Genomic DNA, 23,001 nt, shown 5'->3' with positions numbered 1-23,001 from the left:
TGGCGGAGAGATAGGGATTTGAACCCTAGATACGCTATTAACGTATGCCGGTTTTCAAGACCGGTGCTTTCAACCACTCAGCCATCTCTCCGTTGTTGGCGCGCATAATAAGGGCTATTCAAAAATATGTAAAGTATTTTTTTGATAATTTGACAATAGTTTGAGTTAATGCTGTTCAGTAATATTGTTTTGGTCGCCTTGCCAAAAACGCACAAACGACGCTGACTATAATTATGCAAAGCAGCACAGCACTTGAATCAACCGCAATGTGAATCATTTTTTCCCAGCTGCTTATCTTTTGTGCCAACAGCGGAATAACCGAAATCGAGGCAACAACCATAAATATTTTTAAGGCTGCAAAAAAATCAAAACGCTTATTGAAATTCATCCAAGCAGTGAGCAAAACAAGTAATAAAACTGGTGATGTTAGAGATAGCCAAGCATTACTGACGTAACTAAGTAAGTAGTGACAAATAATACAGCCTACCCCACCCCAAGTTATCCAGACCCACCAGTTCTCTCGTCTCTTTAGAAATAAATCTCCCATAACCTATCTTCTTATATTTATTCACAGGTAACAAACTAGGTACATCCATACTAAGACTTCTTAGACTAACAAACACAGATTAAAAAACAACCAAAGTATGATGATTTATTTTTCTAGATCACAAATGTATTTATAAAGGCGCAAACTTTGAAAAACGATGGGTATTTTCCAGGTGGCGTTTTACGTTAGCCTTAGTTATAGACTACACGACCTAGCTTTAATTTAAATAAAAATCCTCAGCTATATTAAAAACTTAATATATGACAAATAATCATGTTTCTACATCCGATTCAGCTTGACTTAAACCTTAACGTAACGATAATGCAAACCGTTATCATTTAATACCATATTTGGTACAACCCTCACCTTCAACTTTGCAAGGGCTTTGTAACGTGCCATTTAGGTCAGTGACATTTATTTGTTCTTTGGATAGGATTTTATGGACAACTTTATTTTGCAATCTTCTAACTCACGTCGTAATACACTTCGTTTGACACCTGTAACAATCGCTTTAACCGCTGCGCTAACAGGTTCACCCGCACTCGCAGAAACAATCGCAGATGACGGTCAAACGGCAAACGAAATTGAGCGCATTTATGTAACCGCCTCAACTACAGGTAACTACTCAGATGCCGCAACAAAATCAGCAACAAAAATGATTTTGTCTTTAAAAGAAACGCCGCAATCAGTGTCTGTAATCACTCAGCAGCAATTAGAAGATTGGAAGTCTGTTAATATCAAAGACATCTTACAACACACTACGGGTGTTTATGCCAGCTCATCTAGAAGTCATGATAGACCTTTTTTTGTCGCACGTGGTGAACGTATTAACTTAGTTCAAGTAGACGGTGTACAACAGTTTCCCGGAGGCCGCCGCTCAGACGTCAATGGCGACGCAATTGCCTATGAGCGCGTAGAAATTTTGCGTGGTGCAAACGGCTTAATGACAGGCGTAGGTTCACCGACCGCAACAGTAAACTTAGTGCGTAAACGTGCCATTAGCAAAGAGCTTGATGGTCATGTCGGTGTTACAACTGGACGCTGGAACAATAACCGTGTCGAATTAGACATTTCAACACCATTAAACAGTGACGGTAGTATCCGTGGACGCGTAGCGGCTGCACATTATGACAGAGACTCCTTCATTGATAGATACAGCCAAGAAAAAACATCAATATATATGACAGCAGAAGCAGATATCTCTGATGCCACACTGTTTCGTGTAGGTTATGAATACGCTGATACTGAGTCTTTAGGCGCAATGAACTCACATGCAACGCCTTATTATTTCATCGACGGCTCTTTAATGAACTTGGAACGAGGCTCAACAGGCCTTGCAGCAAACTACAGTTCATGGCCCCTGGAAGAAAACACTATATTCGCAAGTTTAAACCATGGCTTTGACAATGGTTGGCAATTAAATACTATCGCAACGTATAACACCATCGAAATGGAAGGCGGCAACCTGTTCTTTGTTTGGACAAACGATTTTTATGCTAAAGATGGCTCCGTAAACCCTGAAGTTGGTCACGGCTATAACTTTGTGATCAGTGACTCGAAAGACACACAAAAAACATTTGATATTAATTTACAAGGTGGTTTTGAATTATTAGGACGTGAACACGACTTGATAGTTGGATTTAATCTGTTTGATAGAGAACGCATAGGTTACAATAAAAAAGACGGACAGCGTGACATCTCGATTGAAAATATTAATTACTTCGGCTGGACAGGCGACATCGCACGCTATTCATACCAGCATATAGACACAGCTAATTATACTACAAATCATGAGAGTAGCGGTTTTTATGTAGCAACTCGTTTATCACTCACAGATAATTTAAAGTCAATCATTGGCGTTAGACAAACAGATTGGGAAGTTGTCGAGCATAGAACGAACCGTAAAACGCAACAACTTGCTCATAATATCAAAGGCAGCTATGAGGTAAGCAATGAACTCACGCCCTATGCAGGTCTTATTTACGATATCAACGATGAGTTTAGTATATACGCAAGTTATACCGATGCATTCGAACCTCAAAATGCGTATGACAAGGATGATAACCTACAGGCCCCTATTGTTGGCGAAAGTATTGAAGCTGGTTTAAAAGCTGAAATAGGCTTACTAAATTTCTCCTTTGCTGTATTCGAAAGCAACAGGAATAATGTTGCCAAAGCAGATCCTGCATATGCTCAGCAACAAACGCCAAATGGTAATACCGTCACCATGCTAATCGATGAAACTCAAACAAGCGGTTTCGAAATCGAACTAAGCGGTGAAGTTCACCCTGGCTTTAATATCTACGCAGGGTATTCATATGCAAGATCAGAAGACGAACATGGTTCACAGCTCAATACTGAGGTGCCAGAGCAGTTATTAAACATCTACACGACATACCAACCAACGGACTTAATTGAAGACTTAACGATTGGTTTTGGCGTCAATTGGAAAGATAGCTACTGGGTAAAAAGTACACGCCCTTCAGGCAACTTTGACTACGGTCTCAATAGATGGGGGGAGGTGTCACCAATTGAAGTTGATGAGATCCGTACTCATGGTTCAATCACATTATTCAATCTAATGGCACGCTATGACGTGACCGACGACCTGAGCGTCTCATTGAACATCGATAATGTATTCGACAAGAAATATTACGATGCGATTTCAACTGGTCAAGGCCGCGTAAACTGGGGTGAGCCCCGAAATTGGAAGCTATCTGCCAGATACAGCTTCTAATTTATTGTGCTTTAGGACAAAAGCGAGCATCCATGCTCGCTTTTTGTTTGTTTCAAAATCGCTTCGATGTAAAATTATTGTTACACGCAAATCATTGTTAACCCTGCTTAAGTTAAAGTTTTCTTAATCTTTTTAAGACGTCTTACCACTGTTTATTTTTCAATCAAGTCTTGAAATCTTGGTGTATCTCAGATTATTCATATACAAGCTCAATTTCGAGCACATAAAGGAAAAGATACATCATGAAAAAGGTTAAATTACTACTATCTGCACTCACAATCGCTGCGGCAAATACCTATGCTATGCCGCCAACTGATGTTCACCCGAATGTCGTAGGAGGAATAGAAACACCGGCTTATTCAAGACCATATCAAGTAGCATTGCTGATGAATGGCCGTCAAGGCTGTGGCGGTACGTTGATCAGTCCAGATTGGGTGTTAACGGCAGCACACTGTCTAGACAGCGCGTCTACATCAAGCTTAACGGTTCGAGTTGGTGCGCACTCTATCAGTCGAGGAGATGGTCAAACACTCAGGGTATCTCAGATTATAAACCATGAAAGATGGCGTGGTGCCAATGGTATACGCTCAGGTTACGATATTGCACTTTTGAAACTCGCTTCACCAGCGCCCAGTCAATATACCCCAGCAAAATTACCAACCGCAGCGATTGAGTCTCAATATGCAAACGTTGGTGCATACGTCACAGTATCTGGATGGGGGTTAACCTCCAATCGGGGTAGACCTAGTGATGTACTTCGAGAAGCTGAACTACCGGTTATCAGCAACAGCAGCTGTAGCTCATTGCTCAACTTTTCAATACCTGGTTCAGTGATATGCGGTGGTGGTGAAGGAGGACGCTCTGCATGTAATGGCGATAGTGGCGGTCCGTACGCAGTGCGCGTCGGAAATGATTTTTACAGTATTGGTACCGTCAGTTGGGGGATTGCCTGCCAAGGTGCGACCGCATTTACTCGAACGACTAGCTACCTAGATTGGATCAAACAGAAAACGGGTATTATTGATATTCCAAATGACAAACCACCAGTCGCTGATTTTAGATATAGTGTAAATGGCACGTCGGTTAATTTCACAAGCACTTCTACAGATGATAAAGGCATCGCTCAATTTGATTGGAACTTCGGTCAAGGTAACGCATCGTCAAACGTCGAAAACCCAAATCATGATTACAATGCCAATGGAGAGTTTAATGTCACTTTAACCGTCACTGACACAAAAGGACAGGCCAACAGTACATCTAAAGTAATCCGTGTTGGCACACCGCCTAGTTGCGGAGAAAACTGGCTGGCAACAAAGAGTTATTCACCTGGCGATAAAGTAACATTCAATGGCGTTGTCTATGAGGCCATTTGGTGGTCTCAAGGTGCTCAACCAGACTTATATAGCAATGTGTGGAGAAAAGGAAGTGATTGCGATGGTTCATCGGACCCAGCCCCGATTGCTAACTTTACTGTTGTTCAAAATGGATTAACCGTATCACTTCAAAATCAGAGCACCGGCGCGGCTTCTTACACATGGGATTTTGGTGATGGGAAAACGAGCACAACACAGTCACCAACGCATACGTATGCTGTTAAAGGCCAATACACCATTACACTTACAGCGGAAAATAACCAAGGAAAATCAGCAACACTCAGTAAAGTAGTCACTGTTGGTGACTCGTCTGGAGGCTGTCATGGTTTACCTTCTTGGTCAGCTGAAAAGGTGTATTTCAAAGGAGATCGTGTTGCACATGACAATGTGATCTACGAAGCCAACTGGTGGGTTCAAGGTGAAAATCCAGCTAACTCGGATGATTGGGGCCCCTGGACTCGTATCCAACCTTGCAATTAACAAACTGATAGTAAAATGTAAATTTTACTTTTAAAGCAACTGAGTCCCATGTAATCTTGTATGAAAAACTAGCATTACAGAGAGCATGGGACTTAATCAACACAATCGCACTGAATTAACACGTTTAGGTGAGCGGATCCAAAAAACGTTTATTGCCGTGAGTAATACCTTACCTGAACATGCACAAACGATTGGCGGTTTCGCAAAATTACTAGAATACAATCGTTCAAACAGCCAACGTTTCTTCGCGGCATGTAAAGCCAGTAGCGGTCTGCAAGTCTTGGTTGAGCTCCCCGGTACTCATGCACTCCAAATACTTTCTCGTAAGCTATCTCCCTTACTTCCTCCTTCATTAATGAGTCAAGTTAATCAAGTCGTTGACTTGTTTGCTCAGTGCATTGAAAATAACGCAAAGAGTCATGCCGATTTAAAACGCTTGATCCAAGCTCCCAAAAAAGAAGAAGTGCATTCCGAAGCGTCCGATCATAAAGCTCAGCTCTATCATGCCGCGAAAGCCCTACTCAAATTTAGTGTTGAAGAAGTTTTTTGCATCTATATTTTGCGCGAAAATCAGAACGATCCAAGTTTTTTGCAAGAAGTTGCGCTTATTAATAAATCCGGCATCAAGCGGCTTGTAGGCGCGGTACCCTTTGTACAGTTTTATACTCACCCTCACCCTGAACATTTCGACGGTCCCATTGAAGTCACTGCGGATAGTGCACTCAAGGCCAATGAATTTACACTTGGCGTCTCCAAAGAGTATTCAAGCGATGGGTTTTTGGATGCATTTAGCACCTATTCACCAAGTAACTCAGGCTTGGTCTTTGACCCATTGCCCAGTGAAAATAGCGACGTTACGTTTGTTTTTAATAACCCAGATGAAGTGGTTAATCCACTTGACCATAAAAGTCCATGTAGCTCGACCAGCTTAACCATCAAAAACCCTGTGAAAAAGCTCACGATGCTCGTCCTACTTGAAAAGCAAATTGACCGTTGTAGCACAGTCAATATTGGCTGCTATCATAGCAATCAAAAAGTAGAGGAAGGTAAGCTCAAAGCCAGTGATTTATGGACAGAAAGGTTTCCTGAATTTCCAGAATTAAAAATCACGCCCCTCGAAAACAACTTTGCTCATTGTCAATTACCAGAGGCTCATAAAGATAAACTAAGATATTTGCTCGATGTCAGTGGCATAGCTGCTGATAATTTCATCTGCTACGCCACTGAAGTAGAGTACCCTATTTGGTCAAGTACCTATAGAATCTACTTTGAACATCAATAGTTACAGCTCATTGAGATTATTGAGGTAGTGTTGAGCCTTTTCTAATATTAATGCTCTCTGTTCTGGGGACTTTTTCCGCCAGGTCGCGTATACCATACGATTACGAGGGTTAGCAGCAAACTGTGCCTCATGGGTATCCATAAATTGCCAATACATTGAATTAAGTGGGCAAGCATTGTTACCTGCAACGGATTTAATGTCGTAACGACAATCTGAGCAATAATCGCTCATTTTATTAATATAGTTGCCGCTGGCAGCGTACGCTTTTGAGCCTACGATGCCTCCGTCTGCAAATTGACTCATCCCTCGCGTATTCGGCATTTCTACCCACTCAATTGCGTCGATATAAACACCTAAATACCAGTCATCAACTTGTCTGGGATCAATACCAGCTATTAAGCAAAAGTTTCCCGTTACCATTAGGCGCTGAATATGATGAGCATATGCATAATCTAAAGACTGCTTAACTGCATGCTTCTGACAATTCATATGCGTCTTACCATCCCAAAACCAGTCCGGTAAGTCTCGTTTTGCATCCAGTTCATTAAGCTCGGCGTACTTTGGCATGTTAACCCAGTAAATGCCACGAACAAACTCTCTCCAGCCTATGATCTGTCTGACAAACCCCTCAACTTGCGCGATATCCACTGCCTGTTTATGTTGCATAAAATGCGCGATAACCGTATCAACCACAAACTGAGGGCTGATTATTTTGCTATTCAGCGCAAACGACAGCCTCGAATGATACAAACTCCATTGCTTTTTTGTATACATATCATCAGCTTTACAAGTCATCGCATCTTGGAAAAAGCCAAATTTAGGTAATTGAGTTTCGCAAAACGTAACCAGCAATTCTTTCGCTTGCACCCTTGTAATTGGCCACAAACTGTTTGCTTCGTAGGTGCCAAATGTATTGACATTATGCCTTTGCAGCCTGTCCCATACATCACTCACATCATTAGCAAAAATCAAGGGCTCGGGTATATCAGATAAGTCTTTTTGTTTAAGCTTATTTCTATTATTGCTATCAAAATTCCACTCGCCACCATACGGACTCTCACCATCCATCAAAATATTAAAGCGTATCCGCATTTTTCGATAAAAAGCTTCTAATCGGTGCTTTTTACCAGCAGTAAAATAGTGAGAGAGTTCGCTATCAGATAAATAAAAGTGCTCAGATTCATATGCACACGTATCAACACCTATCTCAGCACAATAGATGCTCAGTTGCTCTCGAAGACGATATTCATCGGGCAATTGATACTCAAACTTGGCAACGTCATATTTGCGAATAAGGTGATTTATTAATTCTGGCAACGTGTCAAACGAATGCGTGTCATCAAGAGTGAGATGAATGACTTGATGACCCGCTTTTTGCAGTGCAACTGAGAATGCCTTCATCGCAGCAAAGAAAGCACATACTTTTTGAATATGATGCTTCACATAACTCGTTTCTTGATTCAGTTCAGCAATCACATATAACGTGCTTTCATCTTTCGAACCATACCAGCTATGACTGGCGTTAAGCTGGTCACCTAAAATTAAACGCAGTGTTTGATAAGTTTGAGGCATATTTCATTAACTCTTTTTCTGACGGTTTGAAGCACAGCGCTTAGAACAATATTTGACATTAGCCCAGTCTCTTTCCCACTTTTTTCGCCAAGTGAACGGGCGATTGCATGTCACACACACTTTCGTAGGCAAATTTACTTTTTTATGCACCATATTTACCTTACATGTATTGCCAAAACACGTTTGGCCTCAATCGCTACATCTTCTCGTTTTTTCCAGTGCCACATAAGTGCTTGCGCTTGAGTATAGCTTTGTTTTAAATCAATAATGGGAGTTGGGTAATCGACACCAAGTTCAATGCCATACATCATTTGCTCCATCTCAGTTAAATCCCAAGGCGCATGAACTAAAGGCGCTGGTATATCAGCTAATTCTGGGACCCATTTTTTTACAAATACACCCTCTGGGTCTTTGTCTTCACCTTGCTTTACTGGGTTATAAATGCGAATTGTATTTATCCCTGTAACCCCTGCCTGCATCTGAAATTGGCTGTAGTGTATTCCCGGTTCAAAGTCTAAAAATAACTTTGCTAAGTGTGTCACGCCCTCACGCCAGTCTAATTCTAAATGGTGACATAGAAAACTTACCAACATGGCACGCATTCTGAAATTGAGATACCCTGTTTTTATCAAGCTACGCATGCAAGCATCCACCATAGGCACACCCGTATTTCCTTCTTTCCATGCTTTTAGTCGTGCAGAGGCCTCACTTCCTTTTACTCTTGGCATGCCTTCGTAGGCACGATTTACGCACCTGAACTCCATATCACATTCACTTTCAAACTTTTGGATAAAATGGCAATGCCAGTGCAACCTTGATGTAAAAGCGACTAGAGAACGCCTCCAATGTGGCTTTTTCCAATTAGCTAAGACGGTTTGGTATACTTGTCTCAAACTCACGTTACCCCAAGCAAGGTGAGCAGATAGACGAGAGCAGTGCACCTGAGACTTTTCGGGACTGGAAAGAGAAAATGCATATTCCTTCCCTCTCTCATTAAAAAATGAGTTGATAACTTGCCAAGCAAATGACTCTCCACCGGGCTGAAAGTGTGCAGCTTCTGATTCATACTGAAAGCATGCGATGTCTACATGCATGGAAAAATGTTTATCAATTGAAAACCAATCTATCTTGTTAGGGTCAACATCCGCTGTCGACTCACGCATGACCTTTTGCCAATTTTTGTCCCAACAGGTTCTGGCTTTAAGCCCTCTGATCACAGCTCCTTCAGGGAATTCCTTCCAATTGACCCCGTGCCTAACACACCATAATGCAACTTGCTTATCCCTTTCAAAAGTAAACCCCAGCCCTATCTCTTGGTGAGAATACAATGCATCGATACCAACCTCTTGATTTATTTGTTCAAGAACATCCATGATATTGCCATAGGCGCAATATAGACTGTCACAGGGAATACGTTTTGACATATCCTCAAGGGATTGAGAGATAAACCTCAAATGTCGGCGCGACGTATGTTCGTCTTTAACCATAATCGGTTCAAAACAATACAAAAGCAGCACCTTTTTATCCGTAGTTGACGCCTCATAAAGCGCGGCATGGTCCTGTAAACGCAAGTCCCTTTTTAGCCACACAACACTAATGGCCATGTTTTACACTCATCACAGGCCAATCGACCATATCCACATCACTACAAGGCTGCTCCCCTCCGTTTCCCCATTTACTTTGAAAAGCACCATCTGGATCATACATTTGCGCTTGCTTTTCTATGTTGAAATGCCTACCACCTCTAGGGTCATCACCAACTCCAGCTATATACTGCCAATTTCCCCAATTAGAAGCGACATCATAGTCAATGAGTTGTTGCTGAAAATAAGCTGCACCATAGCGCCAGTCCACTTGCAACTCGTTCACCAAGCAACTGGCCACAATCTGCCTGCCTCGATTAGACATAAACCCAGTTTCATTCAACTCTCTCATACACGCATTCACAAGTGGGAATTGCGTTGTGCCATTGCACCAACGCTTAAATCGCTGTGGATAATATGTTGTTAAAGGTCGAACTCCCCTTTCTCCGGCAAACTTAAATAAACTACTCCCTTTTTGAATCGCTTTGTGATGGAAAAAGTCCCGCCACATCAACTCAAAACGGATCCAATAAGTAGAGTCATTTGCGCCATGTATTCTCTCATACATATCAAGCCGGTTAATGATCTGTCTTGGTGAGATGTTACCAACAGAGAGGTATGGACTAAATTGCGTGGAGTTGTACTTTCCATCTAATGCATTTCGGGTCAGCTTGTATGACGATGCGCTCTGGGTCGAAAAATATGCTTCTAAATATTTGTGTGCAGCTTTTTCCCCGCCTTCAATGAGATCACAGTTGTGCGTTGCACGAACTAGTTCGGATCTATCCTTGGTTGAGAGAATATCGCCGATAGATAGAGGAAGAGGCAAAGTCTCTGAAAACATCTCTTCCACAGGTGACGATACCGTGAGTTTATCTGCCTTTTTCCTGAATTTGGAAAAAGACCCACTCAAGTCTTTTACCTCTAATTGCTGTGGGCCAAACATAAGGTTATTGTGTTGATGAATAAAACGCACCGTGTCATTATCAGACTTAATATGTTGTAAGGTGTTTCGCTCATCGTAACCAGCGCCTTGATGGCAACCAACAACTTCAACGCCCGCCTGATCTATCACACGGTTTAGAACTGCTCTAGTTTGTCCCTTTAAAACATATAATTCGTAACCGAGTTGCTGCAGCTGTTCAGACAAATCAACCAACGATTGCTGAATAAATTTGAGTCGCTTTTTCCCAAGTTGGACATGGTCAAAGTTAGTTGCCGAAAATAAAGAATCATCCAATACATAAATGAACATAATGCTGTTAGATGCGTAAAGTGTAGAGTTGAGAGCCAAATTATCTTGAAGCCTCAAATCGTCGGTAAACCAATAAAGAGCTTTACTCATGGCGCTTGTTTTATCCTGCCTTACAAACGGTTACTAATCTCATTTGTACGCATCAAACATCAATCTAGATTTATAAAAGACAAAACAGAAAAAAGGAAAGGATACTCTTTGGAATGAAAAGAGGCAGGTTAGGACACAGATAGCCCTAACCTGTAAATATATTACGCGATGCTTGCGTTAATATCTCTCAATGCTTTTGCTGGGTCTTGTGCTTTAGTAATTGGTCTACCAATCACTAAATAGTCACTGCCAGCTTCGATGGCTTTAGCTGGTGTCATGATACGTTTTTGATCACCCGCATCGCTGCCTGCAGGTCTGATTCCAGGTGTGATCAGCTTAAACTCATTACCAAGCTGCGCTTTTAATGTTTCAGCCTCTTGAGCTGAACACACAACACCGTCTAAACCTGATTCTTTTGCCAGCTTTGCCAAGTAAAGCACTTGCTCTTGAGGTGTTTTATCAATGCCCAATTTACTGAGCTGAGCTTGGTCCATGCTTGTCAAAACCGTTACAGCAATCAGCAAAGGCGCTTTATCACCATATTGGCTTAACGCCTCTTTTGCTTTTGACATCATTTCTGTACCGCCGCTCGCGTGTACATTAACCATCCATACTCCCAATTCTGCTGCTGCAGTGACGGCTTTTGCAACCGTGTTTGGAATATCATGGAATTTCAGGTCAAGGAATACGTCAAATCCAAGATCTACTAGCTTTTTGACAAACTGAGGGCCAAAGTAAGTAAACATTTCTTTACCCACTTTTAAGCGACACTCGTCTGGTGAAAGCTGAGACACAAATGCTAAAGCCGCACTCTCGTTGTCATAATCTAATGCAATTAGCACTTTTTTTTGTTCAATATTTGACATAATTACCTTAATTTTCTTTTAAAAGAATCACATACAATATTAATATCCATCTAAGCCCCTACTAGGTACAACAGACTCCCAAGTTTTACACGATGGGCATAACCAGTATAGTTTATGACTCGTAAAGCCACATTTGTTGCATTGATAGTCCGGCTTAGTGGATATGTAAGATGTAACTAGATGATCAATCTCTTCTAACACATCTTGAATTTTTACATTCTTTGCACTCAATAACTGAAGCAAATAGCTAAAGCCTCGGATGGAAGGCTCTCGTTTTAAACTATCAGTCAAAAACATGATAGCTTCTGCGACATTTCCAGATTCAACTAATCCCTGACAGTGTTTTATTTTTATGGTTACACCCGCATTAGGCAGCAGTTCTTCTACTAATCCATAGAATTCAGTGGTGATATTAAGCGCTTCATAGCATGTCTGGAGGTCATTGATAACAAGAGGTGCAATTTGAGGAAATTCAGAAGTAAGCTTACGCCAATAATATATGGCTTTGACATTGTCTTGGCGCTCGTGAGCATCAAGACCTAATTCATATAAGGGTCTTACAGCTTGATGATTAAGTTTTGTTGCTTTTTCAAAGTACTCTGTATCATTTGATTCGATTGCGACTTCACAGTAAAAATTAGCAATTGCTGCACAACTCGCCTTATCAGCAAAAAGCTCAGAATATGCTTCATACATATTTACGCCTTTTTGCCAATCTCTAGTTTGAGAATAGAGCTGAATCATCGGCTCTAAGGCTTCATCAAAGCCCGCTTTTACGAGGACAACTAAATTGGACTCTGCTCCATCTAACAACCCCGCCATAATATAATCTTTGGCGAGCTCTAATCGGCAAGACTTTACCAACTCTTTATCAAGATTGGGTTGTTCAATCAACAATTCGTGAATTTTAATTGCCCTATCCAGCTCTCCGCGCTTTCTAAACAAGGTTGCAAGAGTAAGGTAATGTTCGACGGAGTCAGCTGACACTTCAAGAAGCTGAATAAGGTGTTCAAGACCTTGATCTTCCTCTCTATCAAGTAAGAATTTTAGGCCTTTACTGTATTCTGATGTGATTTTTCTATTTTGCTCATGTGCCAAATTTTTAGCACTGTTCTTACCCATTACATACCCATAGGCAGCGGCAACAGGAAGCAGCAAGAACAAAAGCTCGATCATGGTTTGCTTTGATCTTTATTCAATAATAGGTTGTTTGTTTTATGTAATTGATTATTTTTTTGCTTTAACCTGACTATTGAGGCTAAATTAAACAAAACTCCAAGTAATATACCTGAAAACAGACACAAACTAAGAAGTGTCGCTAACGGCATTTCGGCACTTGCAACGATAAAGTTTACTTCAACAACATTCGGATTTTGTGTGCCTACTACAAACGCCACTAAAAGCAACACCAAAAGTAGTCCCTTTTTTAAAACTCGAACCAAATTAGGTATCTCCAATTACCCTTCGAGACTAGCGTTTACGCGATCTCTTAATTCTTTACCAGGCTTAAAGTGTGGTACATATTTACCGTCTAATTCAACTGTTTCACCAGTTTTAGGGTTACGACCAGTTCTAGGTGAGCGATAGTGCAGAGAGAAACTGCCAAAGCCACGGATTTCGATTCTATCAGAGCCAGATAGTGAACCCGCCATTTGTTCTAAAACTTCTTTTACTGCATTTTCTACGTCTTTTACAGGAACATGTGCATGCTGTTCAGCAAGTTTTTCTATTAATTCAGACTTTGTCATAACGTTTCCTTTAAATAAAAAAAGAAGGGCTAAAGTGCCCTTCTTGATTAGACTTAAGAATTAGTCTTTTTGAGCATTTTTGAAAGCAGCTGCCATTGCATTTTCGAATGCTGGCTCTTCTTTCTTAAGCTTCTCTAGAGCTTCTTTCTCTTCAGCTTCGAAGATAGCTTTAACTGATAGGCTGATCGCACGGTTCTTACGGTCAACACCTACAAATTTAGCTTCTACTTCGTCACCTTCAGAAACAACAGAAGTTGCATCTTCTACGCGCTCTTGAGCGATGTCAGCTACACGGATGTAACCTTCAACACCTTCAGCAAGCTCAACAGTTGCGCCTTTCGCGTCAACTTCAGTCACTTTACCTTTAACAATAGCACCTTTTTTGTTTGCGTCTAGGTAGTTATTGAAAGGATCAGCTTCGATTTGCTTAACGCCTAGTGAGATACGCTCACGCTCTGGGTCAACCTGAAGTACGATTGCAGTGATCTCGTCGCCTTTCTTGAACTCACGTACAGCTTCTTCACCTGGAGTGTTCCAAGAGATATCAGATAGGTGTACAAGACCGTCGATGCCGCCTTCAAGACCGATGAAGATACCGAAGTCAGTGATTGACTTGATCTTACCAGTAACTTGGTCGCCTTTGTTCTGTAGACGAGCAAATTCCTGCCAAGGGTTAGCTTTACACTGCTTAAGACCTAGAGAAATACGACGACGCTCTTCGTCGATTTCAAGAACCATAACTTCAACAGTATCACCTAGTGAAACAACTTTTGAAGGGTGGATGTTCTTGTTAGTCCAGTCCATTTCAGAAACGTGTACTAGACCTTCTACGCCTTCTTCGATCTCAACGAAACAACCGTAGTCTGTAAGGTTAGTTACGCGACCAGTAAGCTTAGCGCCTTCTGGGTAACGACCAGCGATAGCTGCCCAAGGATCTTCGCCAAGTTGCTTAAGACCTAGAGAAACACGAGTCTTCTCTTTGTCGAACTTAAGTACTTTAACAGCGATTTCGTCACCAACATTTACGATTTCGCTTGGGTGCTTAACGCGCTTCCAAGCCATGTCAGTGATGTGAAGTAGACCGTCAACACCACCAAGATCTACGAATGCACCGTAGTCTGTAAGGTTCTTAACGATACCTTTAACTTCTTGACCTTCAACAAGGTTAGCAAGAAGTTCTTCACGCTCTTGTGAGTTCTCAGATTCGATAACTGCACGACGAGAAACAACAACGTTGTTACGCTTCTGGTCAAGCTTGATTACTTTGAACTCAAGCTCTTTACCTTCAAGGTGAGCAGTGTCACGTACAGGACGAACATCAACAAGTGAACCAGGTAGGAAAGCACGGATTGAATCAACTTCAACTGTGAAACCGCCTTTAACTTTACCGTTAATCATACCGATAACAGTTTCTTGCTCTTCACATGCTTTCTCTAGACGGATCCAAGCTTCGTGACGCTTCGCTTTCTCACGAGAAAGGATAGTTTCACCGAAACCGTCTTCGATTGCATCTAGTGCTACATCTACTTCGTCGCCAACAGCAACTTCTAGTTCACCAGCAGCATTTTTGAATTGCTCTGCAGGGATTGCACTTTCAGACTTAAGGCCAGCATCAACAAGAACGATGTTGTTCTCGATTGAGATAACTGTACCTTTAACGATAGAGCCTTGCTCTGCTTCAAAACCCTTTAGGCTTTCTTCAAATAACTGCGCAAAATTTTCTGACATACTAAATACGTCTCATATATAAATGTACCAATAAGCGACCATGCTGCATGGGGTAGTTAAAAAAACACCGGCAGCCCTGCCAGTGATATGGTTAATTAGCTAACTTTTGGAAGTTTGCCGGCCAACACTGCTTCATCAACAAGTTTAAGGACTTGTTGGTATACTTGGTCAGCATCTAAAGTCGTGGTATCAATATGTATAGCATCGTCAGCTGGCACTAAAGGTGCAACTTTTCTATTCATATCTCGTTCATCACGAGCTTTTATATCTTCTAAAAGGCCCTGTAGTGTAACATCAAGGCCTTTTTCCTTCAACTCATTAAAGCGTCTCTTTGCACGCTCTTCAGCACTCGCTGTGAGATAAATTTTGAGCTCTGCTGATGGGAACACAATAGTACCCATATCTCGTCCATCTGCGATAAGGCCATTTTCCGTTCTAAATGCTCGCTGTCTGCGTAGAAGCGCCTCTCGAACTCGTGGAAGCATCGCTATTTTTGAAGCCGTGGCACCCACTTCTTCATTTCGAATCGTACTCGTGACATCTTCGCCTTCAAGTACAATTTTAGATTTTTTCGACGCACTATCAATCATAAACTGAACATCGAGGTTAGCCGCTAAAGGCACTAACGCTTCTTCGTTATCCAGCGCGATTTGATGATGTAACACTGCAATAGACAACACGCGATAAATCGCACCACTATCTAATACATCCCAATTTAACTTCTCAGCCAACAAACGACACACAGTTCCTTTTCCAGATCCGCTTGGGCCGTCTACGGTGATTACGGGCATTGCAGCCTGCATTAAAACCTCCTGAAATGCACACCTTATATAAATCGGCGCCTATTATACGCAAGTTTAATGAATAGATCCTTATCAACATGTAACTTTTTGTTCTATTGTCAGATTTGTATCTTAATTAGGTATGAGAGCGTGTGAAAAACACGCTCTTTTTACAGCTTTTAGTGCTGTGAAATTGATGCTAACACATCAAAATATGTCGGAAATGTTTTTGCAGTGCAGCCTGGGTCATTAATCGTCACTGATTGACCACCCACAGCCACCATAGAGAAGCACATCGCAATTCTATGGTCATTGTATGTATCAATTTCAGCAAGTTTAAATTCTGTCGGCGGAACTATTTCGATAAAGTCTTCGCCTTCAACGACCTCCGCTCCCACCTTGCGAAGTTCAGTGGCCATGGCATATAAACGATCCGTTTCTTTAACTCGCCAATTATAGATATTACGAATTGCTGTTTTTCCTTTCGCAAACAAAGCAACGGTTGCCAGCGTCATTGCCGCATCGGGAATAGCATTAGCGTCAATATCCACACCGATCAGATCGCCTTTAGTTACAACCAGCTTCTCGTCATGCCATTCAACATTAGCACCAACTTGCTCCATAACTTTCGCAAAGCCAATATCGCCCTGTACACTCGCCTTACCAACGCCATTTATTTCTATCTCTCCGCCAGCAATTGCCGCAGCAGCAACGAAGTAAGACGCAGACGACGCATCGCCTTCAACCATAATACTATTTGGTGAGGTGTAACCTTGTTGGCCTTTAACATAAAAAACTTGATAGTTATCATGCTCTACAACCACGCCAAACTGCTTCATAACGCCTAAGGTGATATCAATGTAAGGTTTTGAAACCAGTTCGCCGGATATTTTAATTTCACTATTACCATCAAATAGAGGTGCAGCCATCAGCAGCGCTGTTAGAAATTGACTTGAAATACTGCCATCAATCTCAACTGTTCCGCCACTGAGCTTTTTCCCTACAATATCGAGTGGAGGATAATGTGCATTTTTTAAGTAAGTAACATCTGCACCCAATACGTCTAATGCATCAACTAGATGACCAATCGGGCGCTCCTCCATGCGAGGCTCACCAGTTAAAGTGAATTTGCCTTCTGTTGCTGCTAACACAGCTGTTAATGGTCGAAAGGCGGTACCGGCATTGCCCAAGAACAACGGTTGTTCTGGTGATTTAAACTGGCCTCCGTTACCGTGAACTTTAGCAACTGTTTTATCATCGTTTAGTTCGACCTTTACACCCATTACGTCCAGTGCACCCAGCATATGGCGAATGTCGTCACTATCTAACAAGTTGCGTACTTCTGTGACGCCGTCACACAAGGCTGCGAGCAATAAAATTCGATTAGATAAACTCTTTGATCCCGGAAGCGTCACTGAACCAGACACTTTTTTAATTGGCTTTAAGGGTAACTGTTCCATCAGCTATGCTCCGCTGCAAATTTTTTCATGAATTCAATTAATGCTTTGATGCCTTCAACAGGCATTGCATTGTATATGCTTGCTCTCATTCCACCGACAAAACGATGGCCTTCTAAAGCCATGAGTCCATTTTGTTCTGCCTGTTCTAAAAATTGCTCATTTAACGCATCGTCTTTCAGCCAAAATGGTACGTTCATCAGTGACCGACAAGTCGTGGATACTTTATTGTAATAGAAGTCAGAGCTATCAATGTAGTCATAGAGCAATGCTGCTTTTTCTTGATTGTGTTTTTCCATTGCAGGCACACCACCAATGGATTCAAGATACTTAAATACCTCAGCAGCCAAGTACCAAGCGTAAGTTGGCGGTGTGTTGTACATGCTATTTTGCTTAGCTTCGATCGCATAATCTAAAATTGCTGGTCGCGGTAAACCTTCTCTCTCTAGCAGAGACTTACGAACGATAGCAATGCTCAATCCTGAAGGACCAATATTCTTTTGTGCGCCCGCGTATATTAAATCAAAGTCATCAACATTAATTTCACGAGATAAAATCATCGAAGACATATCTGCGACAATAGGCGCTGTTGGGTGCTTTGGCACATCAAATATTTCAATGCCGTCAATGGTCTCATTTGGGCAATAGTGTATAAATGACGCATTCTCAGGTAATGACCACTCTGATACCGGTAAAATATCGAATTGGCCATCTTTATCTGTGCGAATATCGACAGATTCTACTTGAGTGAATTTAGCACCTTCTTTCGTTGCACCAACAGACCAGATGCCATTCTCGACATAGACGCCTGGCGCATTATCCAAATGCAAATTCAGCGGCACTGCAGAGAAATGCCCTCTCCCGCCTCCATGCATAAATAACACTTCAAATTCATCAGAGATGTTCATTAACCTCCTCAAACTGGCTTCACACTCTTCTGCCAATTTTAAAAATGGCTTTGAGCGGTGACTGATCTCCATCACAGAGACGCCTAGACCTTGCCAATTGATAAATTCTGCTTGTGCTTTTTCCATAACCGCTGGTGGCAACATTGCAGGGCCTGCACAAAAGTTATAAACAGTCATATTTTCCTCATTCCAAATAAAACATGCCGCTAAACAAGACAGGGTAATGTTCATACAGCGCGGCACGGAAATAAATTTTCAGTCTATGAATTTACATCAAATACGGGGTCAGATAAAACAAAAATTTGGGACAAATTATTTAATTAGATTGAATTTTTTTAATAAAAAAGCGGCCTAAGCCGCTTTTTTAATTATTCAGAATCTTGTTCTGGTGAGCTAGGAGGGGTTTCCTCTCCTGGCGTATCTTCCATTACAGCTTCTTCAATATCATCTACTTCAATTTCTTCAATGCGCTGCAGTCCTACAACTTGCTCATCTTCTATTGTACGGATCAAAATAACACCTTGTGTGTTACGACCGACTGTAGATACTTCATTTACACGTGTTCTAACCAAGGTGCCTCGGTTAGAGATAAGCATAATCTCGTTGTTGTCTTCAACTTGAACGGCACCAACTACATTACCATTACGCTCTGTCACTTTGATTGATACAACCCCTTGTGTCGCACGGCTCTTCGCGGGGTACTCTTCAAGTGGCGTGCGCTTACCATAACCGTTCTCTGTGACTGTTAGGATAGCACCGTCATTTTTAGGAACAATCAGTGAAACAACTTTCACTCCGTCTGGCATTTTGATACCACGAACACCTGTTGCAGTTCGACCCATAGGACGTAATGCTAACATTTCCTCGCCCGTTTCAGGGTCCAGCTTCACTTCACCGGTTTCTGAATCACGCAGTTTTTCATTAAAGCGAACTACTTTACCGTGATCAGTAAATAACATGATGTCATTACTACCATCAGTAATATCAGCACCAATCAGGTTATCACCTTCATTCAAGTTGATTGCAATAATACCACTTGCACGCTGACGGCTATACGCAGTCAATGGTGTTTTCTTAACCGTACCATTAGCTGTCGCCATCAAGACATATTTGTCTTCTTCATACTCGCGCACAGGTAGAATCGTTGTGATGCGCTCGTCTGCCTCAAGTGGCAGTAAGTTAACAATCGGCTTACCACGTGCTTGTCTCGATGCAAGCGGTAATTGATATACTTTCAACCAGTACAATCTACCCGCAGTCGAGAAACAAAGTATTGTGTCGTGTGTATTGGCAACAAGTAGACGTTCGATGAAATCTTCATCTTTCATTCTCGTAGCCGCTTTACCTTTACCACCACGACGCTGTGCTTCGTAGTCAGATAGAGGTTGATACTTCACGTAACCTTCGTGAGATAGAGTTACAACGACATCTTCTTCGTTGATTAGGTCTTCTAAACTAATATCGTGTGCCGCAGCAGTAATTTCAGTGCGACGCTCATCACCATATACTTCTTTGATTTCAACCAACTCATCACGAATAACTTCCATCAAACGCTCAGGTGATGAAAGAATGTGTAGTAGCTCAGCAATTAAGTCTAATAATTCTTGGTATTCACCTAAAATCTTCTCATGTTCTAGACCGGTCAACTTGTGTAGACGTAAATCAAGAATTGCCTGCGCTTGTTGTTCAGAAAGGTAATATTGACCATCTCTGATACCAAGCTCATCTGCTAACCAATCAGGTCTTGCTACATTTTGCTCTCCAGCTCGCTCAAGCATAGGTGCAACAGAACCAAGCTCCCATGCACGCGCGGTTAACGCCGCTTTTGCTTCAGATGGTGTTGGCGACTTACGAATTAACTCAATGATTGGGTCGATGTTTGCAAGCGCAATAGCTAGACCTTCAAGCGTGTGCGCTCTGTCTCTTGCCTTTCGCAGGTCATAAACCGTACGACGTGTGACCACTTCGCGGCGGTGAATAACAAACGCGTCTAGCATTTCTTTTAAGTTGAAACACTTAGGTTGATTGTTATCAAGCGCAACCATGTTCATACCAAACACGGTTTGTAGCTGTGTCTGAGCGTATAGGTTATTAAGAACAACCTCGCCTACTTCACCACGCTTGATTTCAATAACAATACGCATACCGTCTTTATCAGACTCATCACGTAATGCACTGATACCTTCCACTTTCTTATCTTTTACTAGCTCAGCAATTTTCTCGATAAGACGTGCTTTGTTAACTTGGTAAGGGATCTCATGGACAATAATCGTCTCTTTGCCGGTTTTTTCGTCCGTCTCAATCTCTGCACGAGCACGGATGTAAACCTTACCACGGCCAGTTTTATAGGCTTGTTCGATGCCTTTTTTACCACTGATGATTGCCGCAGTTGGGAAATCAGGGCCTGGAATATATTCCATCAGCTCTTCAATAGTGATATCAGGGTTTTGAATAATTGCTAAGCAACCATTGATCACTTCAGTTAGGTTATGTGGCGGAATGTTTGTTGCCATACCAACTGCGATACCTGAAGAACCATTCACTAATAAGTTTGGCACTTTAGTTGGTAGCACATCAGGGATCTGCTCTGTACCATCATAGTTTGGTACGTAGTCGACAGTCTCTTTGTCAAGATCAGCAAGAAGTTCATGAGACATCTTTGCCATACGGACTTCTGTGTAACGCATTGCCGCTGCTGAATCACCGTCGACAGAACCGAAGTTACCCTGGCCGTCTACCAGCATGTAGCGTAATGAGAATGGCTGAGCCATACGTACGATTGTATCGTATACTGCACTATCACCATGAGGGTGGTATTTACCGATGACGTCACCGACTACACGAGCTGATTTTTTATAAGGTTTGTTCCAGTCATTTCGTAGCTCGTTCATTGCGAAAAGTACACGACGGTGAACTGGTTTCAGTCCATCACGTACGTCTGGCAATGCACGCCCTACGATTACGCTCATTGCGTAATCAAGGTATGAATTTTTCAATTCATCTTCAATATTGACCGGGAGGATTTCATTGGCGAGATCAGTCATTTGATACCACTTTCCTTCAGAGTCTTGCCCTTTTGTGTCACACTAATAGCAACAAAGGGTTAAGTTATTATTTATTCGGCTGCCGATAGTAACACAGGTAAATTCAATTTGCAGTCGTAAAATGTCTGGTATTTTTATAAATAGCCAATACAATGCGCCCAGATAAACGAGGAAGCTTTTTATGACCGAACATCAAAATGTAGACCATCAAGAAATCGCAAAATTCGAAGAAATCGCTGAAAGATGGTGGGATACTGAAGGAGAATTTAAACCGCTACATGATATCAACCCGTTAAGGTTAGACTTTATTAACGATAAAAGCGCAGGACTGTTCTCGAAGAAAGTACTTGATGTTGGATGTGGTGGCGGGATCTTAACTGAGAGTATGGCTAAGCTTGGCGCAGAGGCCACTGGTATCGATATGGGCCAAGAGCCTTTAAATGTGGCTAAACTACACAGCTTAGAAAGTGGAGTTAATGTAGATTATCAAAAAATACCTGCTGAAGTTTTCGCTGAGCAGCACTCTGAACAGTTTGATGTCGTTACTTGTATGGAAATGTTAGAGCATGTACCAGACCCGTCAGCCATCATTGCCGCCGTCGCAAAAGCCGCAAAGCCGGGAGCCAGCGTATTCTTTTCTACATTGAACAAAACACATAAAGCGTATCTATTAGCAGTAGTAGCTGCTGAAAAACTGTTAAAAATGGTCCCTGAAGGTACGCATGATCATAACAAGTTCATTCGCCCTTCAACTTTAATTGGTTGGGCTGAGCAACATGGACTAAAAGTGCGCGCTTCGGCAGGCATTAGTTATAATCCGTTCACTAAAACGTTTACTTTAACAGATGACGTAAGCGTCAATTACTTACTTCACTTTGAGAAATTAGCATGACAAAAGCTATTTTATTTGATTTAGACGGCACTTTACTCGACACCAGTGATGATTTAGGCGCTGCGCTAAACCATGTGCTCAAAGAACATGGGTTGCCAACACTGTCTAAAAGTGAGTACAGTCCCGCAATATCTGATGGTGTCAAAGCTTTGCTTGAAGTTGGCTTTAAAGAAAAGTTAAAGAACTATGACTTAACTACCTTGAGACAACAAGTTTTAGACTATTATGAAAGTAATATTGCGATTCATAGCCATTGCTTCACCGGCATTGACAAGCTCTTGCAGCACTTACATCAAAATGGCGTTGCAGTGGGCATCGTAACCAATAAGCCAGAGTTTTTAACTTTTCCGCTGTTAAAGCATATTGATACGCTAAAAAATATCGAAGTCGTTGTATGTGGTGATACGCTTGAGGTTGCTAAACCTCACCCTGACCCACTATTGTTTGCCGCTGAAAAACTGGGGGTTCCTGCATCAAAAGCATCCTATGTCGGTGATGCTGAGCGTGATATCGCAGCAGCAAAAGCCGCCAAAATGCGCTCAATAGCAGCACTATGGGGCTTTATACCCTCCTTAGAGGAGGCTCAGTCTTGGCAGGCCGATCTTAACTTAAACCACCCGACAGACATAATTTCGCACATATAGTGAGAAATTATAA

19 protein-coding genes and 1 tRNA gene are annotated in these 23,001 nt (G+C 41.9%); 5 read left to right on the top strand and 15 right to left on the bottom strand.

Features of this window, described 5'->3' with window-relative positions; genetic code table 11:
- A tRNA-Ser gene (locus N473_RS08290) sits at window positions 1–91 on the bottom strand.
- A gap of 84 nt (window positions 92–175) precedes the next feature.
- A complete protein-coding gene (locus N473_RS08285; RefSeq protein ID WP_039608963.1) occupies window positions 176–547 on the bottom strand; it encodes a hypothetical protein in 372 nt (123 codons plus the stop codon).
- 439 nt (window positions 548–986) lie between these two features.
- Here N473_RS08285 and N473_RS08280 point away from each other — a divergent pair, with 439 nt between their 5' ends.
- The 3 genes from N473_RS08280 (at window position 987) to N473_RS08270 (ending at window position 6,419) form a co-directional block, all read left to right on the top strand.
- On the top strand, window positions 987–3,284 hold the full coding sequence (locus tag N473_RS08280; RefSeq protein ID WP_231099539.1) for a TonB-dependent siderophore receptor: 2,298 nt from the start codon (window positions 987–989) through the stop codon (window positions 3,282–3,284).
- Window positions 3,285–3,526: 242 nt separating this feature from the next.
- On the top strand, window positions 3,527–5,137 hold the full coding sequence (locus N473_RS08275; RefSeq protein WP_063367498.1) for a trypsin-like serine protease: 1,611 nt from the start codon (window positions 3,527–3,529) through the stop codon (window positions 5,135–5,137).
- An 85-nt stretch (window positions 5,138–5,222) separates the two neighbouring features.
- Window positions 5,223–6,419: a hypothetical protein gene (locus tag N473_RS08270; RefSeq protein WP_063367497.1), complete on the top strand. Its 1,197-nt coding sequence runs from the start codon at window positions 5,223–5,225 to the stop codon at window positions 6,417–6,419.
- Here N473_RS08270 and N473_RS08265 read toward each other — a convergent pair whose 3' ends face one another.
- The 13 genes from N473_RS08265 to gyrA form a co-directional block, all read right to left on the bottom strand.
- Window positions 6,420–7,991: a cryptochrome/photolyase family protein gene (locus N473_RS08265; RefSeq protein WP_063367496.1), complete on the bottom strand. Its 1,572-nt coding sequence runs from the start codon at window positions 7,989–7,991 to the stop codon at window positions 6,420–6,422.
- A 6-nt stretch (window positions 7,992–7,997) separates the two neighbouring features.
- Window positions 7,998–8,144, bottom strand: a complete 147-nt coding sequence (locus N473_RS25810) for a DUF2256 domain-containing protein (protein ID WP_081221027.1) — start codon at window positions 8,142–8,144, stop codon at window positions 7,998–8,000.
- A 2-nt stretch (window positions 8,145–8,146) separates the two neighbouring features.
- Window positions 8,147–9,595, bottom strand: coding sequence for a cryptochrome/deoxyribodipyrimidine photo-lyase family protein (locus tag N473_RS08260; RefSeq protein WP_063367495.1), 1,449 nt, complete (start codon window positions 9,593–9,595; stop codon window positions 8,147–8,149).
- Window positions 9,585–10,919 (bottom strand): DASH family cryptochrome, encoded by a 1,335-nt coding sequence (locus N473_RS08255; protein ID WP_063367494.1) that lies wholly within the window; start codon window positions 10,917–10,919, stop codon window positions 9,585–9,587. Before N473_RS08255 ends, N473_RS08260 begins: the two co-directional genes overlap by 11 nt.
- Before the next feature lie 161 nt (window positions 10,920–11,080).
- Window positions 11,081–11,785, bottom strand: coding sequence for an orotidine-5'-phosphate decarboxylase (gene pyrF / locus N473_RS08250; protein ID WP_063367493.1), 705 nt, complete (start codon window positions 11,783–11,785; stop codon window positions 11,081–11,083).
- Between the two features lie 39 nt (window positions 11,786–11,824).
- Window positions 11,825–12,961, bottom strand: coding sequence for a lipopolysaccharide assembly protein LapB (lapB, locus tag N473_RS08245; RefSeq protein WP_063367492.1), 1,137 nt, complete (start codon window positions 12,959–12,961; stop codon window positions 11,825–11,827).
- Window positions 12,958–13,227 (bottom strand): LapA family protein, encoded by a 270-nt coding sequence (locus N473_RS08240; RefSeq protein ID WP_063367491.1) that lies wholly within the window; start codon window positions 13,225–13,227, stop codon window positions 12,958–12,960. The genes lapB and N473_RS08240 overlap by 4 nt, the downstream gene beginning before the upstream one ends.
- Before the next feature lie 15 nt (window positions 13,228–13,242).
- Window positions 13,243–13,533 carry an integration host factor subunit beta gene (gene ihfB, locus N473_RS08235; protein ID WP_023401704.1) on the bottom strand — a complete coding sequence of 97 codons (291 nt, stop codon included), beginning with the start codon at window positions 13,531–13,533 and terminating at the stop codon, window positions 13,243–13,245.
- A 60-nt stretch (window positions 13,534–13,593) separates the two neighbouring features.
- On the bottom strand, window positions 13,594–15,261 hold the full coding sequence (gene rpsA, locus N473_RS08230) for a 30S ribosomal protein S1 (protein ID WP_039608972.1): 1,668 nt from the start codon (window positions 15,259–15,261) through the stop codon (window positions 13,594–13,596).
- Between the two features lie 95 nt (window positions 15,262–15,356).
- Window positions 15,357–16,064: a (d)CMP kinase gene (gene cmk, locus N473_RS08225; protein ID WP_063367490.1), complete on the bottom strand. Its 708-nt coding sequence runs from the start codon at window positions 16,062–16,064 to the stop codon at window positions 15,357–15,359.
- A gap of 158 nt (window positions 16,065–16,222) precedes the next feature.
- Window positions 16,223–17,503 carry a 3-phosphoshikimate 1-carboxyvinyltransferase gene (gene aroA / locus N473_RS08220; RefSeq protein WP_063367489.1) on the bottom strand — a complete coding sequence of 427 codons (1,281 nt, stop codon included), beginning with the start codon at window positions 17,501–17,503 and terminating at the stop codon, window positions 16,223–16,225.
- The gene (gene serC / locus N473_RS08215) at window positions 17,503–18,585 is read right to left on the bottom strand and encodes a 3-phosphoserine/phosphohydroxythreonine transaminase (protein ID WP_063367488.1); all 1,083 of its coding nucleotides are present in this window, start codon (window positions 18,583–18,585) and stop codon (window positions 17,503–17,505) included. The genes aroA and serC overlap by 1 nt, the downstream gene beginning before the upstream one ends.
- Before the next feature lie 191 nt (window positions 18,586–18,776).
- Entirely contained in the window at window positions 18,777–21,452 is a 2,676-nt protein-coding gene (gene gyrA, locus N473_RS08210; RefSeq protein ID WP_063367487.1) for a DNA topoisomerase (ATP-hydrolyzing) subunit A, read from the bottom strand.
- A gap of 181 nt (window positions 21,453–21,633) precedes the next feature.
- Between gyrA and ubiG the strand changes: the two genes are divergently transcribed.
- Window positions 21,634–22,344 (top strand): bifunctional 2-polyprenyl-6-hydroxyphenol methylase/3-demethylubiquinol 3-O-methyltransferase UbiG, encoded by a 711-nt coding sequence (gene ubiG, locus N473_RS08205; RefSeq protein ID WP_063367486.1) that lies wholly within the window; start codon window positions 21,634–21,636, stop codon window positions 22,342–22,344.
- The gene (locus N473_RS08200; protein ID WP_063367485.1) at window positions 22,341–22,988 is read left to right on the top strand and encodes an HAD family hydrolase; all 648 of its coding nucleotides are present in this window, start codon (window positions 22,341–22,343) and stop codon (window positions 22,986–22,988) included. The genes ubiG and N473_RS08200 overlap by 4 nt, the downstream gene beginning before the upstream one ends.
- The last annotated feature ends 13 nt before the right edge of the window (window positions 22,989–23,001 follow it).

This window comes from Pseudoalteromonas luteoviolacea CPMOR-1 (assembly GCF_001625685.1).
Classification (GTDB): Bacteria; Pseudomonadota; Gammaproteobacteria; order Enterobacterales; family Alteromonadaceae; genus Pseudoalteromonas; species Pseudoalteromonas luteoviolacea_K.
Note: the sequence above shows the minus strand (reverse complement) of the source record. Positions and strands in the feature narration are given on the sequence as shown.

Excerpts from the sequence above, each read along its gene's own strand:
- N473_RS08200 (WP_063367485.1), top strand. The coding sequence starts at position 22,341 with ATGACAAAAGCTATTTTATTTGATTTAGACGGCACTTTACTCGACACC.
- serC (WP_063367488.1), bottom strand. The coding sequence starts at position 18,585 with ATGACTGTTTATAACTTTTGTGCAGGCCCTGCAATGTTGCCACCAGCG.
- N473_RS08280 (WP_231099539.1), top strand. The coding sequence starts at position 987 with ATGGACAACTTTATTTTGCAATCTTCTAACTCACGTCGTAATACACTT.
- lapB (WP_063367492.1), bottom strand. The coding sequence starts at position 12,961 with ATGATCGAGCTTTTGTTCTTGCTGCTTCCTGTTGCCGCTGCCTATGGG.
- N473_RS08260 (WP_063367495.1), bottom strand. The coding sequence starts at position 9,595 with ATGGCCATTAGTGTTGTGTGGCTAAAAAGGGACTTGCGTTTACAGGAC.
- gyrA (WP_063367487.1), bottom strand. The coding sequence starts at position 21,452 with ATGACTGATCTCGCCAATGAAATCCTCCCGGTCAATATTGAAGATGAA.
- cmk (WP_063367490.1), bottom strand. The coding sequence starts at position 16,064 with ATGCAGGCTGCAATGCCCGTAATCACCGTAGACGGCCCAAGCGGATCT.
- N473_RS25810 (WP_081221027.1), bottom strand. The coding sequence starts at position 8,144 with ATGGTGCATAAAAAAGTAAATTTGCCTACGAAAGTGTGTGTGACATGC.
- N473_RS08255 (WP_063367494.1), bottom strand. The coding sequence starts at position 10,919 with ATGAGTAAAGCTCTTTATTGGTTTACCGACGATTTGAGGCTTCAAGAT.
- N473_RS08270 (WP_063367497.1), top strand. The coding sequence starts at position 5,223 with ATGGGACTTAATCAACACAATCGCACTGAATTAACACGTTTAGGTGAG.
- ihfB (WP_023401704.1), bottom strand. The coding sequence starts at position 13,533 with ATGACAAAGTCTGAATTAATAGAAAAACTTGCTGAACAGCATGCACAT.
- N473_RS08275 (WP_063367498.1), top strand. The coding sequence starts at position 3,527 with ATGAAAAAGGTTAAATTACTACTATCTGCACTCACAATCGCTGCGGCA.
- pyrF (WP_063367493.1), bottom strand. The coding sequence starts at position 11,785 with ATGTCAAATATTGAACAAAAAAAAGTGCTAATTGCATTAGATTATGAC.
- N473_RS08265 (WP_063367496.1), bottom strand. The coding sequence starts at position 7,991 with ATGCCTCAAACTTATCAAACACTGCGTTTAATTTTAGGTGACCAGCTT.
- aroA (WP_063367489.1), bottom strand. The coding sequence starts at position 17,503 with ATGGAACAGTTACCCTTAAAGCCAATTAAAAAAGTGTCTGGTTCAGTG.
- rpsA (WP_039608972.1), bottom strand. The coding sequence starts at position 15,261 with ATGTCAGAAAATTTTGCGCAGTTATTTGAAGAAAGCCTAAAGGGTTTT.
- ubiG (WP_063367486.1), top strand. The coding sequence starts at position 21,634 with ATGACCGAACATCAAAATGTAGACCATCAAGAAATCGCAAAATTCGAA.
- N473_RS08285 (WP_039608963.1), bottom strand. The coding sequence starts at position 547 with ATGGGAGATTTATTTCTAAAGAGACGAGAGAACTGGTGGGTCTGGATA.